Origin of the sequence: Amycolatopsis sp. MJM2582, assembly GCF_000754115.1 — a bacterium.
Lineage (GTDB): Bacteria > Actinomycetota > Actinomycetes > Mycobacteriales > Pseudonocardiaceae > Amycolatopsis > Amycolatopsis japonica.
Genome location: NZ_JPLW01000002.1, coordinates 700,661 through 715,271 on the forward strand (window position 1 = coordinate 700,661; position 14,611 = coordinate 715,271).

General features: G+C 68.9%; 16 protein-coding genes. 7 read left to right on the forward strand and 9 right to left on the reverse strand.

The window, feature by feature from the left end:
- The first annotated feature begins 176 nt into the window (after positions 1 to 176).
- Positions 177 to 1,022 carry an LLM class flavin-dependent oxidoreductase gene (locus tag ED92_RS13520; protein WP_037337610.1) on the forward strand — a complete coding sequence of 282 codons (846 nt, stop codon included), beginning with the start codon at positions 177 to 179 and terminating at the stop codon, positions 1,020 to 1,022.
- Positions 1,023 to 1,416: 394 nt separating this feature from the next.
- A complete protein-coding gene (locus tag ED92_RS13525; RefSeq protein ID WP_037337613.1) occupies positions 1,417 to 1,983 on the forward strand; it encodes a CGNR zinc finger domain-containing protein in 567 nt (188 codons plus the stop codon).
- Here the strand turns inward: ED92_RS13525 and ED92_RS13530 are convergent.
- The gene (locus tag ED92_RS13530; protein WP_037337615.1) at positions 1,978 to 2,724 is read right to left on the reverse strand and encodes a PIG-L deacetylase family protein; all 747 of its coding nucleotides are present in this window, start codon (positions 2,722 to 2,724) and stop codon (positions 1,978 to 1,980) included. The two genes, ED92_RS13525 and ED92_RS13530, sit on opposite strands and share 6 nt — an antisense overlap.
- A 177-nt stretch (positions 2,725 to 2,901) precedes the next feature.
- Here ED92_RS13530 and ED92_RS13535 point away from each other — a divergent pair, with 177 nt between their 5' ends.
- A complete protein-coding gene (locus ED92_RS13535) occupies positions 2,902 to 3,981 on the forward strand; it encodes a glycoside hydrolase family 5 protein (protein ID WP_037337618.1) in 1,080 nt (359 codons plus the stop codon).
- Between the two features lie 72 nt (positions 3,982 to 4,053).
- On the opposite strand, the gene ED92_RS13540 is transcribed toward ED92_RS13535, so the two are convergent.
- The 4 genes from ED92_RS13540 to ED92_RS13555 form a co-directional block, all read right to left on the reverse strand.
- Complete coding sequence (locus ED92_RS13540; protein WP_037339908.1) at positions 4,054 to 4,941, reverse strand: sigma-70 family RNA polymerase sigma factor; 888 nt, start codon at positions 4,939 to 4,941, stop codon at positions 4,054 to 4,056.
- Positions 4,942 to 5,006: 65 nt separating this feature from the next.
- Positions 5,007 to 6,353 (reverse strand): FtsX-like permease family protein, encoded by a 1,347-nt coding sequence (locus tag ED92_RS13545; RefSeq protein WP_037337621.1) that lies wholly within the window; start codon positions 6,351 to 6,353, stop codon positions 5,007 to 5,009.
- Positions 6,354 to 6,444: 91 nt separating this feature from the next.
- A complete protein-coding gene (locus tag ED92_RS13550; RefSeq protein WP_037337623.1) occupies positions 6,445 to 7,479 on the reverse strand; it encodes a 4Fe-4S binding protein in 1,035 nt (344 codons plus the stop codon).
- The gene (locus ED92_RS13555; protein WP_037337626.1) at positions 7,476 to 8,657 is read right to left on the reverse strand and encodes a thiolase family protein; all 1,182 of its coding nucleotides are present in this window, start codon (positions 8,655 to 8,657) and stop codon (positions 7,476 to 7,478) included. Before ED92_RS13555 ends, ED92_RS13550 begins: the two co-directional genes overlap by 4 nt.
- 89 nt (positions 8,658 to 8,746) lie before the next feature.
- Here ED92_RS13555 and ED92_RS13560 point away from each other — a divergent pair, with 89 nt between their 5' ends.
- Positions 8,747 to 9,184, forward strand: a complete 438-nt coding sequence (locus ED92_RS13560; protein ID WP_037337628.1) for a helix-turn-helix domain-containing protein — start codon at positions 8,747 to 8,749, stop codon at positions 9,182 to 9,184.
- 101 nt (positions 9,185 to 9,285) lie between these two features.
- Here ED92_RS13560 and ED92_RS13565 read toward each other — a convergent pair whose 3' ends face one another.
- Positions 9,286 to 9,864 (reverse strand): DUF2867 domain-containing protein, encoded by a 579-nt coding sequence (locus ED92_RS13565; protein WP_037337631.1) that lies wholly within the window; start codon positions 9,862 to 9,864, stop codon positions 9,286 to 9,288.
- 117 nt (positions 9,865 to 9,981) lie between these two features.
- On the opposite strand from ED92_RS13565, the gene ED92_RS13570 reads away from it, so the two are divergent.
- Together ED92_RS13570 and ED92_RS43140 are read left to right on the forward strand one after the other, a co-directional pair.
- Positions 9,982 to 10,548 (forward strand): TetR/AcrR family transcriptional regulator, encoded by a 567-nt coding sequence (locus ED92_RS13570; protein WP_037337634.1) that lies wholly within the window; start codon positions 9,982 to 9,984, stop codon positions 10,546 to 10,548.
- Entirely contained in the window at positions 10,538 to 11,005 is a 468-nt protein-coding gene (locus ED92_RS43140) for a hypothetical protein (protein WP_152610923.1), read from the forward strand. Before ED92_RS13570 ends, ED92_RS43140 begins: the two co-directional genes overlap by 11 nt.
- On the opposite strand, the gene ED92_RS42990 is transcribed toward ED92_RS43140, so the two are convergent.
- The 3 genes from ED92_RS42990 to ED92_RS13585 are packed head-to-tail and all read right to left on the reverse strand — an operon-like array spanning position 10,980 to position 12,693.
- Positions 10,980 to 11,126: a hypothetical protein gene (locus ED92_RS42990; RefSeq protein ID WP_162836890.1), complete on the reverse strand. Its 147-nt coding sequence runs from the start codon at positions 11,124 to 11,126 to the stop codon at positions 10,980 to 10,982. The two genes, ED92_RS43140 and ED92_RS42990, sit on opposite strands and share 26 nt — an antisense overlap.
- Positions 11,123 to 12,346 (reverse strand): hypothetical protein, encoded by a 1,224-nt coding sequence (locus tag ED92_RS13580; RefSeq protein WP_037337637.1) that lies wholly within the window; start codon positions 12,344 to 12,346, stop codon positions 11,123 to 11,125. Before ED92_RS13580 ends, ED92_RS42990 begins: the two co-directional genes overlap by 4 nt.
- On the reverse strand, positions 12,343 to 12,693 hold the full coding sequence (locus ED92_RS13585) for a hypothetical protein (protein WP_037337640.1): 351 nt from the start codon (positions 12,691 to 12,693) through the stop codon (positions 12,343 to 12,345). Before ED92_RS13585 ends, ED92_RS13580 begins: the two co-directional genes overlap by 4 nt.
- Before the next feature lie 111 nt (positions 12,694 to 12,804).
- On the opposite strand from ED92_RS13585, the gene ED92_RS13590 reads away from it, so the two are divergent.
- On the forward strand, positions 12,805 to 14,595 hold the full coding sequence (locus tag ED92_RS13590; RefSeq protein ID WP_235213264.1) for a hypothetical protein: 1,791 nt from the start codon (positions 12,805 to 12,807) through the stop codon (positions 14,593 to 14,595).
- Positions 14,596 to 14,611 lie beyond the last annotated feature (16 nt).

Genomic DNA, 14,611 nt, shown 5'->3' on the forward strand with positions numbered 1-14,611 from the left:
AAAGTGTCGCGCATAGTGAGACGGCGACCACCGACGACAACACCCGGCGTAACCTTCTCCGATGCTCCGGCCACTTCGTCGATCGTTCACCGTCGTCCGCCATCTTCCGGACGTTAACGTGGGTGAACGGTGTAAACAAGCGGCCGTCCGGGGACTTCGACGATGACGTTGGGGAGATGATCGACTTGACCGGCAGCACGGTCCGCCATGCCGTCTATCTGCCGCCTTTCGGCCCGTTCGGTGAGCCGGGAGTGCTCGTCGACCTCGCCGTGCGTGCCGAGGCGGCGGGCTGGGACGGGTTCTTCCTGTGGGACCACGTGGTCGCGGACACCATGCCCATCGCGGATCCCTGGACGACGCTCGGCGCCATCGCGCACGCGACCAGCAGGCTGTTGTTCGGCCCGATGATCACGCCGCCCGCCCGGCGGCGCCCGTGGGTGGTCGCGCGGCACGCGTCGACCGTCAGCCGCCTTTCCGGTGGCCGGCTGATCCTCGGCACCGGGCTGGGTTCGGACGAATCCGGTGACTTCAGCCGATTCGGTGAACAGACCGACCTGCTGACCCGGTCGGCGATGTTCGACGAAGGGCTCGATGTCATCCGCGCGATCTGGTCAGGCAAGCGGTTCGACCACGACGGCGCGCACTACCAGGTCGCGCTCGCCGAGGCGCCGCCCGAGCCGTTCCCGATCCCCATCTGGGTGGCGAGCTCCACGGACAACCCGCGTGTCGTCCGGCGGGCGGCGCTGTGCGACGGGATCTTCCCGAACCCGGAGGACCACACGCCGACCGCCGAAGAGATCGCCGAGACCCACCGCGCGCTCGGGCTCGCCGGGCTGGAACCGGGCCGTCCCTTCGACGTCGCCGTGGCAGGCAACGCGAGCCCGGCGTGGGAGGAGCCGATCAAGGTCGATCTGCCCGCGCTGGGGCAGGCCGGGATGACTTGGTGGATGGAGTCGCTGATGCATCTCGACCCGCTGGAGCTTTCGCAGAAGATCGTGGACGCCGGTCCGCCTCGGTGGTGAGTGGCCGTACGGGGGCGAAGGCTCCTTTCGTCGCATCAGACTCGGTGAAGGGAGCCTTCAGCCCACACCACTCCTTGGCCGCGCGTGAAGGGCCCCTTCCCTCGGCTCAGCCGAGGGAAGGGGCCCTTCACGCGCGGCCGTCGTGACTGCTGGTGCAGGTGGGGCGTATGTGGCGATCATCGCGTCCGTGAAGGCCTCCTTGAGGGACTCTGGGTCCCTCAAGGAGGCCTTCACGGACGGGCCGGGACGCGGGTCTGTCCATAGTGGACCGGCACTGCGCCGTCCGTAGGATTCCGTTGCTCCGAACGACTTCATCGCCCTTGCGGGGCCGCTCGCCTTTGGTAGCGTCACCGCGGGCGTCCTGCGAACCAGTGACGCGCGGGGGAGGGGTCGAATGGTGGACGAGCCCGACGGGCATCACGCGATGCGGCTGGAAACCGGGGTCGCGCTGATCAACGCGTTGACCGGCGACCACGTCCACGGCAGGCCGAAACCCGCACTCAGTGGCCATGATCTCGTCCGCGTCGCCACCGAGACGCTCGGCAACGGGCAGATCGACCTGCTCACCGCGGAGCGGTTGCGAAATCTCGCGGCGCGGCTGCGGGAGATCATCGAGTCGCTGTCCCGGCGGGAGCACGACCAGGCGGCGGGCCTGCTCAACCGGATGCTCGTCGACAGCAAGGCCCGTCCATCCTTGCAACGCCACGGCGAACAGTCCTGGCATCTGCATTTCCACGGTCCCGAGGCCGACCTCGTCCAGCAGTGGGCGGCCGGGCTCGCGGTGTCGGTGGCCGCGGCGTTCGGCGAGCACATCCCGCATCGCGTCGGGTTGTGCGCGGCGCCGCGCTGCGATCAGGTGTACATCGACGCGAGCCAGGCGCAGATCAAGCGGTTCTGCGGGCTCGCCTGCCAGAACCGGGTGAAGGCGGCCGCGTATCGGGCCCGCCGGTCAGGATCATGAGCCGCGCGGCGTCGCGTCGACGTACCACTCGCGGTTGAACACGAGGCCGAAGAGCGGCGCCGGGAGCCGGGTCACGACCCGCATCAGCGGCGCCAGCCTGCCGTTTCCTTTCACCTGAGAGGAATGGGCGGCGATCGCGGCCTGCTTCTGGCGCGCGAACCGCCGGACGTCGAAGGTGTGCGTGATATCCGAGCGGGCGCTGTACGCGCGGAGAAGCGCGTCGGCGTCGTAGCGGAACGGGATCCGCGCCAGGCGCACGATCCTCACCAGGCGTGCGACGACGTCGCGGGGGATCGTCGCCTCCAGCAGCCGGACGTCGCCGGCGAGTTCCGCGGCGCGTTTGCCGACCTCGTGCACCTTGACGTGGTCGCGGTGGCCGTAGCCGCCGTTGCGGTCGTAGCTCAGCAGAACGGACGCCTTCTCCTCGTGCAGGATCGCCACGAGCCGCGCCGCCGCTTCCTCGGTGCTCGCGCGGACGAACCGGACCCAGCCCGGCGGATCCGGGTAGAGGATCGCGCCGTGGCCACTGCCCGCATAGCCGAGATGGATCACCCGCTCGACGCCCAGCACCTTCGCGCTCGCTTCGAGCTCGGCCCGGCGGGCCGCGTCGGTGCCCCGCATGTCGATGGTGGCGACCACGAGGACAACCCGGTGGCCGTCCGCGGCGGCGCGGGCGAGGGTGCCGCCGGTCAGCAGGGCTTCGTCGTCGGGGTGGGCGTGGAAGGCCACGATCGTCGTCACGCTCCGAGCATGCCCGAGGTCGCCGGAACCGTGGGTGGTCGGCTCTTGACCGTCCGTCGCCCCTGTGGGTAATCTTCCCTTTACTTTCCAATAGTAAGGAAAGTTTCCTATTTAACTCCGCCGCCCTGACCGTCGGCGCGCCAACGTCGGTGCCGTCGACGCGAGAGGAGAAGCCGAATGCGCTGGGACAAGATCCGACTCCGGGTGACGGCCGCACTGGCCGCCGGGCTGCTGGCCCCGGTCGCCGCCGCGAGCACCTCGATGGCGACCGAGACCGCGGCCGAACCCGCGACGCAGGCCGCCGCCGCGCTGCCGCCGGGCAGTCCGGCGGCGATCAACGGACAGCTGAAGGTCTGCGGCCTCCAGCTCTGCAACTCCGCCGGCAAGCCGATCCAGCTCCGGGGCATGAGCACCCACGGGATCCAGTGGTTCAGCCAGTGCGTGAAGACCGCTTCGCTCGACGCGCTGGCCAACGACTGGAAGGCCGACGTCCTCCGGATCTCCATGTACATCCAGGAAGGCGGCTACGAGACCAACCCGCGCAAGTTCACCGACATGGTGCACGGGTACATCGAAGAGGCCACCAAACGGGGGATGTACGCCCTGGTCGACTGGCACCAGCTCACGCCGGGCGACCCGAACGCGAACCTCAGCCGCGCCAAGACGTTCTTCACCGAGATCGCCCAGCGGCACAAGGACAAGACCAACATCATCTACGACATCGCCAACGAGCCCAACAACGTCAGCTGGGACCGCGTCCGCAGCTACGCGGAGCAGATGATCCCGGTCATCCGTGCCCAGGATTCCGATGGCGTCGTGCTGGTGGGCACCCACGGCTGGGGCTCGCTCGGCATCTCCGACGGGCGCAACGAGACCGACATCATCAACAACCCGGTGCGCGCCAGCAACTTCATGTACACGTTCCACTTCTACGCGGCGTCGCACAAAACCGAGTACTTCAACGCGCTGAGCCGCGCCGCGAGCAAGATCCCGCTGTTCGTGACCGAGTTCGGCACCCAGACCGCCAGCGGTGACGGCGGCAACGACTTCACCAACTCCCAGAAGTACCTGGACTTCCTGGCGTCGAAGAAGATCAGCTGGACCAACTGGAACTTCTCCGACGACAGTCGTTCGGGCGCGGTGTTCAAGCCGGGCACCTGCTCGGGCAGCTCGTTCACCGGCACGGCTCCGCTGAAGCCCGCCGGTGTCTGGATCCGGGACCGCATCCGTACCGCGGACAACTTCCCGACCTCCTGATCCCGGCAGCACGCACGTCAGGAAAGGGTCGTTCAGGACGGAAAACGTCTTGAACGACCCTTTCCTGACACTTCAGCCGAGCGGTTCGAAGTCCAGTGTGGCGAGGCGGTCCGGGTCGGCGAGGATGTCGATGGTCGCGATCTTCCCGCCCACGACGGTGAACGCGAAGACCGTCGTCGGTACGCCGTCCTTGCTGACGACCATCCCGGCCGCACCGTTGACCAGCGCGGGCCGCAGCTCCCCGCCCTCGCCCGCGGCCCGGAACATGAGCGCCTGGCTCGCGATCTTGGCGGCCCCGCGCACGAACCGCGAAGTCCCCGCCGGAGCCGCGCCGCCCTCGGCGCGCAGGATGACGTCCGGGTCGAGCACAGAAACGAGGGCGTCGAAATCGCCGCCCCGCGCGGCGGCGAAGAAGGCATCGACGACTTTCCGCTGACGGCCCAGATCCGCGTCCGGGACCGTCGGCGAACCCTGCAGACGACGGCGCGCGCGGCTGGCGAGTTGCCGCGTCGCCGCGGAAGACCGGCCGACGATCGGCGCGATCTCGTCGAACGGCAGGGCGAACATGTCGTGCAGGACGAACGCCAGCCGCTCTGCGGGGTCCAGCGTGTCGAGCACGACCAGGAGCGCCAGCCCGACCGAATCCGCCAGCAGCGCCTGGTGTTCCGGGTCGATCCCGCCCGCACGGCCGATGATCGGGTCGGGCAGCTGGGCGCCCACCGGCTCTTCCGGCCGGGACTTGCGCGAGCGCAGCATGTCGAGACAGATCCGGCCGACGACGGTGGTCAGCCAGCCGCCGAGATTGTCCACCTCGCCGGAATCCGACCGGCTCAGGCGCAGCCAAGCCTCCTGCACGGCGTCGTCCGCCTCGCTCAGCGAACCGAGCATCCGGTACGCCACCGCCCGCAAATGCGTCCGGTGCCCTTCGAAACGCCGCGCCAGCCAGTCGTGTTCGTCCACGGTCCCCATCCTTCATCGCTCAGTCGTAACCCTGACGCGTGGGGGAACGCAGATGTGACAGGCCTTCAACCGCGGGTGCCCGCCTGGATCGCCGGAGTCCGCATCGCCTTGGCCGCCGCGCCCACATGCGAACCGAGCGTCAAGACCACGGCTAGGGCGACGACGGCGAGGTAGACCCCGATCGTCTCGTCCGGCACCGGGCTCCCGGTCCTGGCGACGCTGTACGGGACGACGGTGACGACGGCGGAAAGCGAGCCGAACAGGACGCCGACCGCCACCAGGACGGTGCCTTCGGTGCCGACGAGCCGCAGGACCTGCGATGGTGTCGAACCGATGAGCCGTTGTTGCCCGAACTCGCGGCGGCGTCCGATGAGCGCGGCGACCACGGTGTTCACCAGCATCACGGCGGCGAACAGCGCGATCATGCCGACCACGACGTAGTTCAGGGTCTCGATGCTGTCCGCGATCGTCGCGGGCGCGGTGCCCACGGAGTTCTCGATGGCCTGCATGTACAGCGTCCCGGTCGCGATGCCGGTGAACAGGATGATCGGCACCAGCACCCCGGCCAGCTGACGGCCCCGGACCCGCAGGTGCGCCGCCGTGAGATGACCGCTGACGCCCGCGCGCCGCAGCGGAGCGGCCAGCACCGCGGCGATCGGGCCGAGCAAGGCGGGGGAGAGGAGTGCGAAACCGATCGCGGCGAGGATCGCGCCCTGTCCGGCGATCGCCATCAACGCGGGCTCCGTTCCGGTGAACACGGTCATCGTCAGCACTCCGCACCCGAGGCCGGCGGCCAGGGCGATCGTGGCGCCGGTCATCCGGAGCCGGCTGGTCGGCCGGGTGTCGATCCCCGCCTCGCGAACAGCCTCGATGGCTCCGCGCCGGGCTGCTTGCCGTGCGGCGACCGTCGCGGCGGCGAGTGCGGCGAGCAGGGTGATGCCGGTGCCCATGGACACCGCGATCGGGCCGAACCGTGCTTCGAGCCCGGCCGGTACGCGGCCCGTGTCACCGAGCAGCGTGACCAGCCACCGCCCGGCGAAGACCGATGGCACGACGGCCGTGGCCGCGGCGAGGACGGCGACGACCGCCGCCTCGCCGACGATCATCCGTCCGATCTGTGACGGGGTCGCGCCCGCGCTCTTCAGCAACGCCATCTCCGGAGCGCGCTGCCGGATCAGCAGGGAGAGCGTCGAAAGCGTCGCGAACAGCACGATCACCAAACCCCAGCCGCCGACGACACCCGCCATGATCAGCAAGGTCTTCGCGGTCTCCGGATCGGCGGCCGTCCGAGTGTCCAAAAGGGACGCGAACGTCATCAGGATCGTGGCGCCGAAGAACATCGCGACGAAGCTCGCGATGAATCCGGTGGGACGGTGGCGGAGTGACGAGAACGCCAGCTTGGTCGCGATCATGGAAGGTCCTCCCCAGGCTTTGCCGTCAGGTTAGGGAGCACGGACGGCGCCGGACAGGGGACAGGCCCCCGGGCATGGGGTAGGGATGGCCCTACCGCCGCGGGTAGCCGCCGTCGACCTCCTTCACCGGCTTGTGGGGGAAGCGGCGTTCGGCGTATGCCTTCGCCGGGGAGCCTTCCCGTACGTACAGCGTTTCCACCTTGTCCTGCAACGGTTTCACCACGGTTCCGAGGAAGCCGCGCCGGTCTTCGAGGTAAGGCCCGAGCACATCCTCGCCCGCCGGGCAGACCGCCATGCAGTACGCGGCCTTGTAGTTCGGTTTGAACGCGAGGCTCTGCCACATCGACACGTTCTCCGAATCGCTCACCCTGGACCGGAAGTCGGCGGCGTCCTCGCTGTCGGCCACGGTCTGCGCCCAGTCGGTGAAGCCGCTCATGAACTCGCGGTAGTTGTGCGTCGAGCAGGCGAGGAAGTCGAACTCGCCGGTCTTCGAGATCGCGCCGATCGGGCAGGCGGCGACGCACAGCTTGCACTCCAGGCAGGGGTTGTAGTCGATCGCCTCGCCGTAGGTGGACACTTCGGCGTCGACGAGCAGGGTCGCCAGCAGCACGAAGTTGCCGAATTTCGGGTGGATGACGTTGCGGTGCAGCCCCATGGCGCCGAGCCCGGCCGCGACGGCGACCGTCTTGTGCGCGACGACCCAGATCCGGCCGGGGTAGTGCTCCATCTCCATCGGGAACGTCGCCGACGGGTTGATCGCGCGGTATCCGGCGTCCTGCAGGGTCCGGACGATCGTGTGCCCGGCCTCGTTGATGATCTCGCCGGTGCGGTGGAACTCCTGGTTGGCGACGCTGCGGGCGGGGGAGCGGACGTCGTCGCGGTTCATCCGCACCACGAGCGAGACGAGAGTCTTGGTACCGGGCAGCGCGCGCTCGACGTGCTCGCGCTCTCCTGCGAGATCCGGGTGGTCGAGGGAGACAGCGGCCGCGTCGTCGGCTCCGGCGGCGAGGCAGATCTCCTTGAGCCAGGCGGCGTCGATGACCGGCGACGGTTTGTCCCGCGGTTTCGCGAGCACCGCCTGTACCGAAGGGTGCTCCTTCAGTTTCCTGGGGAGCCGGTCGGTCACAACGCCTCCAGGATGGTCGCGTTGGCCTGGCCGCCGCCTTCGCACATGGCCTGCAGGCCGTACCGGGCGCCGTGGTGGTGCAGCGCGTTGACCAGCGTGCCCATCAGCCGGGTCCCGCTCGCGCCGAGCGGATGGCCGAGCGCGATCGCGCCGCCGTGGACGTTCACCTTGGCCGGGTCGGCTCCGGTTTCCTGCTGCCACGCCAGCACGACGCTGGCGAAGGCCTCGTTGATCTCGAACAGGTCGATGTCCGCCAGGCTCAGCCCGGCGCGCCGCAGCACCTTCTCCGTCGCCGGGATGACGCCGGTGAGCATGAGCAGCGGGTCGGATCCGGTGACGGCGAAACTGTGCAGGCGGGCGCGCGGGCGGAGGCCCAGCCGGGCGGCGGTCTCGCTGGAGGTGATGAGTACGGCCGAGGCGCCGTCGTTGATCGGGCTGCTGTTGCCCGCGGTCACCGACCAGTCGATCTGCGGGAAACGCGCGGCCACGTCCGCGTCCTGGAACGCCGGGCGCAGTCTGGCGAGGGTTTCGAGGTCGGTGCCCGGCCGGACCGACTCGTCGGTGGACACCCGGCCCGACGGCGTCTCGATCGGCACGATCTGGCTCGCGAAGCGCCCGAGTTCGTGTGCCCGCGCCGCTTTCCGGTGCGAGGACAGCGCGAACTCGTCCATCGCTTCCCGGCTGAGCGACCACTTCGCGGCGATGAGTTCGGCGCTGATCCCCTGGGGCACCAGACCTTCCGGATAGCGCTCCGCGACGCCCGGGCCGAGCGGATCGGTGCCCGGCAGCACGTTGGACCACATCGGGACCCGGCTCATGGACTCGACGCCGCAGGCGATGACGACGTCGTACGCGCCGGCCATCACCCCTTGCGCCGCGAAGTGCACCGCCTGCTGGCTGCTCCCGCATTGCCGGTCGACGGTGGTGGCGGGCACCGATTCCGGCAGTCCGGCGGCGAGCGCCGCCCACCGCGTGACGTTCTGGGCCTGTTCGCCGACCTGGTCGACCGCGCCGCCGATGACGTCGTCGATCAGCTCGGGGTCGAGTCCGTTGCGCTCGACGAGCGCCCGCAACGTGTGGGCGAGCAACTGGACCGGGTGGATCTCGTGCAGGGCGCCGCCGGGCTTGCCCTTGCCGATCGGGGTACGGACGGCGTCGACGATGACCGCGTCGTGCACGGCTGCCTCCAGTAGTGAGTTGGTATCTCCAACTCACTGTGGCACCGAGTGGGTTGGAAATCAAGACTCACTGGGTTTACGCTGGTCGCATGACCGAAGGACCGAGGGACTGCTCGATCGCCAACGCGATGGAGGTGATCGGGGAGCGCTGGAGCCTGCTCGCGCTGCGTGAGGTGTTCTTCGGGGCACGGCGGTTCGACCAGATCGTCCGCAACACCGGGGCGAGCCGGGACATCCTGACCGCGCGGCTGCGGAAGCTCGTCGAGACGGGGATCCTCGAAAAACGGCTCTACGAGGAGCATCCGCCGCGCTACGAGTACGTGCTCACCGAAGCGGGACGCGCGCTGAACCATGTGCTGCTGAACCTGATGGCGTGGGGCGACGCGTATGTCACCGAGGGGCCGCCGCCGACGGTGTGGCGGCATTCGTGCGGTGAGGTGCTCGCGCCGGAGACCGTGTGCGCGCACTGCCATGAACCGGTGCGGGACAAGGATATGACGCTGGTGCGGAGCACGCGCCGCTCTTGAACTGTCCGTGAACGAAGACGTGACTCGCGTGATTGGAGGCCGCACTCGGGTGTTCCGTCTCTGATCACGCGAGTTGCGGCTTCAATCACGCGAGTGCGGAGCTAAGAGTTGCCCTTCCATTCCCGCGCGATCATCCGCATGAGCGCCGGATAGATGATCAGGTACCGGAACGGCTTGATGAACCCCATGTACATCCGGCCGAACAGGCCGTTGGGTTTGACCAGCACCGCCATCTGACCGCGGTACCCGCCCTGCCCGTCCTCGACCCACGCGATGTGCATGACGCCGTGCATGGTCCGGTTCGCCATTTCGGCGGCGAACTCGTCTTCGAGCCGGTAGAGCGGGGTGAACGGCAACCAGTCCTCATCCGGGCCGGTGGGCGTGTCGCGGAGTTCTCGCGGCAGCTTGCCGCGGAGCGATCCCACTCGAGTGTCGAGACCCGAACTCCGCTTGTCCAGGCCGAGCAGTCCGCCGAGCTTCCATCGCAGCGCCCACAACGCCCGGACGGGTAGCGGTGACCCGTCCGGGAAGTTCCCCGACGAGAACTGCTTCACCAGCTTGCCGAAGTCGTCCGGTCCGCCGGGTGTTTCGAGCGCCCAGACGTCTTCGAGGTCGAAGTCCCCGGCGATCTCGTGGATCCGCCACGCGCGGGTGGTGTGGGCCGTTTCCGCGAGTTTCATGCCGCCACCACGAATCCGACAGTCATCGTCGTAGTTCCTCCCAGTACTTCCGCCATCTGTACGGTAGCGTATATATCGTCCTCGTGGTGCTGGAGTGACGGGAGATACGGTGATCCCATGGCCGCCGAAACCCGGACCCCGCCGAGCGCCTGGATCGGCGCGGGGCTGACCGCCCTCGCCGCCGGAGGTCCCGACGCGGTCCGCGTCGAGGTTCTCGCGAAAGCCTTGGGCGTCACCAAGGGCGGCTTCTACGGCCATTTCGCCGATCGAGGCACGCTCCTGCAGGAAATGCTCGCCACCTGGGAACGGATGAGCACCGAGCTGCTGTTCGAAAGCGTCGAGAGCGAAGGCGGCGACGCCAGGGCGAAGATCCGGCGCGCGGGGTTGCTCGCCGGCGAGCGTCTGCTGCCGATCGACCTCGCGGTCCGTGATTGGGCCCGGCGCGACGAGGCGGTGGCCGACCGCCTTCGGCGGGTCGACAACCAGCGGATGGACTACCTGCGTTCCCTCATGCGCGAGATCTTCACCGACGAGGACGAGGTCGAAGCCCGCTGCCTGCTCGCGTTCTCGCTCCTGATCGGCAAGCACTTCATGGCCGCGGACCACGGCGGCCGGTCGCGGGACGAGGTGACCGAGCTGGCCGGGGCGCTGCTTCTCGGCGGCGGACCCGGTCATGGAATTTGAGTCAGGCCGACGGCTCCTCGCTTTCCTGCGCGAGCTTCACGTGGAGGAGGTCGCGGAATCGAGGTGGGAGCTCGGCGGCTCAGACTGGCGTGCCGTCGTGGACGTCGAGCCGCGCCGATGGCTCGGGCTGGCGTTCGAGGCACTGGACCCCGTGACCGGCAAGAGCGCCACTTACGACATCGACACCGACCTGTACGACCTGACGCGGGACGATCAGCGCGAGTTCGCGCAGGAGATCGAACGCGACATCATCGAGTTCCTCGACAACCTGAGAAAGGGAGCGGTGCTGCGGGGAAACGCCGGGTCGAAGTTCGTGGTCGTCTTTCCCCTGGACGGTGTCTACCTCCGGGTTGTCCAAGGACGCTTCATGGGCAGCGCGTCCACGTACCCTGATCTCACCGCGGCGCTGGCCGGCGGTGACTACGTCCCCCTCAGTCTTCTTCGTCCTCAGGAGTAGTCGGGACCTGCTTGCGCGCCACATAGATGAGCAGCCCGATGATCACCACGGGGCCGACGAAGATCAGGATCTCGTCCCAGCCGCCCTGGTGCATCATCACCACCCGCGCCGCGATGCTCATGAGCCGGAGACCAGCGCGATCCCGAGCGCGGTGTAGCCGATCATCAGCGCCAGCATCGGGTACTGGCCCACCTTGACGTAGTTCGCGCGCAGCACGCCGACGGAACGATCATGTGCCGAGGTTACGGCCAGCACGTGCCCGGCGACGATTCCGGCGATCTGCACCAGCGCGATCACGCCGGTCGACACGACCGTGTAGTCGATCGCGCGGCCGAAGCCCTGCTGCCCCGAGAACACGGCGAACGAGAAGTAGTGCGCGACCGTGTAGCCGACCATGATCGGGATCAACGACGGGGCGAACGCGGGATACGGATCGAATCCGCGGCGCAGGTACGGCCTGGTCAAGCTGATGGCGCCCGCGTAGGCGCCATAGGTGAGCGCGATACAGACCACGAGCCCGGCGGTGCCGCCGAGGACGCCGGCGTCCAGCGACGTCCAGAACGGGAGCCGGGTCAGACCGTCGAACGCGGTCGAGCCGAGCACTACCAGCACCAGTGCGGTCAGCCACGGCGCGGGGGAGACGGTGAGCAGGCCGTCCAGCGGGTTCCGGACCACCAGACGTCCGTCGGCCCGCCTGCCGAACGGGGAGAGGGCCGCGATCAGGCGAGCGTAGACCTCGAAAGCGTCACCGCGGTCGAACCAGCGCGGACCGAAGACCACGCCGAGCGCAATGTGTATAACGGCATACACGGTGCCGAAAAGAGCGATCGCGCGAGGCGAATCCGAGTGCGGGAACACCAGTTCCAGCCACAAAAACGCCAGGAGGCCGACGATCGCGGGCAGATAGCCGAGCCGGTCCGGGAGTTCGCGGTGCCGGGACGGGATGAGCGACGCAACCGTCCTCAGTGGATTCAACCGCCGCCAGGCCGGGCCGAACAGGAGTGAAAGCGGAACGAGTCCGACCCAGAACCAGACGTAGAACCAGGCGGGAGCCGGATTGTCGGCCGAACTGTCGGGGCCGCCCCACGCCATCGCCAGAAACCCAGCGAACAACACCACGCCGAGCACGCCCGACGCGACCCGCGAGAACGCGCTGTCGACGAACCGTTGCAGACCAAGGGGAAGAGGCCGTCCGGCGTCCGCGCCGCGCAGTTTGGGCTTCTTCCAGAGCACGGTGAGCGCGAAGAACGAGACCACGACGGCCGCTGCTCCCGCGTAGAGCGCGAGCCACAGCGGGACCGGCAGGTCGGACCGCCCGCCGAGTCCGTGCGCCAGGATCATCCGCTCACCCGGAGCTTGGTCACCGCCGCGCCGCTCTTGTGCAGTTCCACCTCGAAGATCCCGTCGATGTTCGCGGTGAAGGCGACCGTCCCCGGAACGCCGGGGGAGAGCTGGGCTGCCTTGTCGTAGCCGTGGACGTGGAGTTCGTCCGGCTGGTCGGAGGTGACTTCGAGCGCGACGTTCTCGCCGGTGCGCACCGCGACCTCCTCGGGGCCTGCCGTGCGCTTGCCCTCGGTGATCGAGAACTTGACGGTCCGGGTGCCGGTGGCCGGTTCGGGGCCGGTCGTTCCCGAGCAGCCGGTCACGGCCAACAGCGCGGCCACGGTGATCCCGCCGATCCTCCGCATCGAGGTCCCTCCAAGTCGTACGCCCCGGCTTGCCCGGCCGGGACCTTGCACCTATCGTGTTACCCCAAGGTAACAGTTACTCAGGTTAGCAGGAAGGCGAGACCGGTGTTCATGGCTCAGGAGAGCCCGCCTGCCGGCGGAGCGCAATTCGGGCAGATCGTCATCGCGGGCCTGATGTTCACGGCGGTCTTCCTGCCCTTGGCCCTTTTCGTGCTTCGCGAGCGCGCGGGGAAGCGGACGGTCTTCGGTCGCGTCGCGGACTGGATGGCCGGGCTCACCGGTCTGCCGCGCTGGGCGGCACTGCCGATGTTCGTCGCCTTCCTGTCCGGGATGTCGGCGCTGATCGGCGTCTACTGGGACGTGCCGATCCACATGGAACTCGGCCGCGACGAAGGCCCGCTCGCGAACCCGTCGCACTACCCGATCTACTTCGGACTGATGGGCATCTTCGCCAGCGGCGTGCTCAGCGCGACCCTGGCCACGAAGGATCTGCCCAAGCGCACGTTCAAGATCGGCCCGCACTGGCGGGCGCCGATGGGGTCCATCCAGATGATGGCGACCGGGCTGGTCGGCATCGCGGGCTTCCCGCTCGACGACGTCTGGCACCGCCTGTTCGGCCAGGACGTCACCGAATGGGGGCCGACGCATGTCCTGATGATCGGCGGCGGCGTCTGCGTCGTGCTGGGTCTGCAACTGCTGCTCGGCGAGGCGCGCCAGGTCGGTGCGACCGGACCGGTCGTGCGCCTGCTCGGCCCCGTCCTCGCCGGTGCCTGGATGATGGGCGCTTCGGCGTTCCTCATGGAGTTCGATCTCGGCGTCCCGCAGTTCCCGATGCTGTCTCAGGTCGTGCTAGTCGGCCTGATCGGCGCCTGGACGCTGACCTACGGCCGGCTTTCCTGGGGTCCCGGCGGGGCGCTGATCGTCCTCGCGGTCTTCCTCGCCTCCCGTGCTTCGTTCGCCGTCATCCCGCTGTTCGCCGACCTGCACGTGGCGTCGCTGCTGCCGTACGTCGCCGAAGCGGTGATCATCGAGGTCGTCGCCTTCGCGATGCGCAACCGGCAGGGCTATACCTTCGCCGCCGTCGCCGGTCTGCTCGTGGGGACGGCCGGGATGCTCGCCGAGGCGGCGTTCACCCGATGGCTGATGCCGAACCCCTGGCCCACGGCGCATCTGCCGCTGTTCGTCCTGTTCGGGACCGGCGCGGCGCTCGCGGGCGCGTTCATCGGGGTCTGGCAGTACCAGCGAGTGGAGGAGACGGCGACGCTGGTGCCTGCGGCCGGTCCTCGGCACGCGGTCGGGCTCGTCGGCGCGCTGGGCGCGGTCGCGCTGATGTCGGCGGTCGCCGTCCCGGCCGATCCGGAACCGGGGTTCACTGCGGACGTCCGGCTGACCGAGGCCGCGACCGGGTTGCCGATCTCGAACCCGCACGGCGGCGGCACGCCTCGCTGGGTCGACGCGACCGTCACGATCTCGCGGCCCGATCTGGCCGAAGACGCCGTATGGCTGAACGGATTCGCTTGGCAGGGCGGCGACTTCTTCACCGCGCCGCTGGAGAAGATCGGCGACGGGGTGTACCGCACGGCCCAGCCGCTGCCGGTGTTCGGCCAGTGGAAGACCGGGATCCGCGTGCACGTCCCGAACCGGGTGATGGGGCTCGCCCCGATCTACGCGCCCGCCGACCCGGCCGCGAACGCGCCGTCGATCGACGCGACGTCCGGCACGCGCCCGTTCATGTCCGAGATCGAGTTCCTGCAACGGGAGCGGAAGTCGGAGACGCCCGCGGTGCTGTGGACGGTCGCGTACGTGACCGTCGGGCTCATCTTCGCCGGGATGTGGGCGCTGTTCGCGTGGCTCTACGCGGCCGCGGCCACCGCGCGGCGGCGTGAGGTCTCCGTCGGCTGACGCCCCCGCGTTTCGT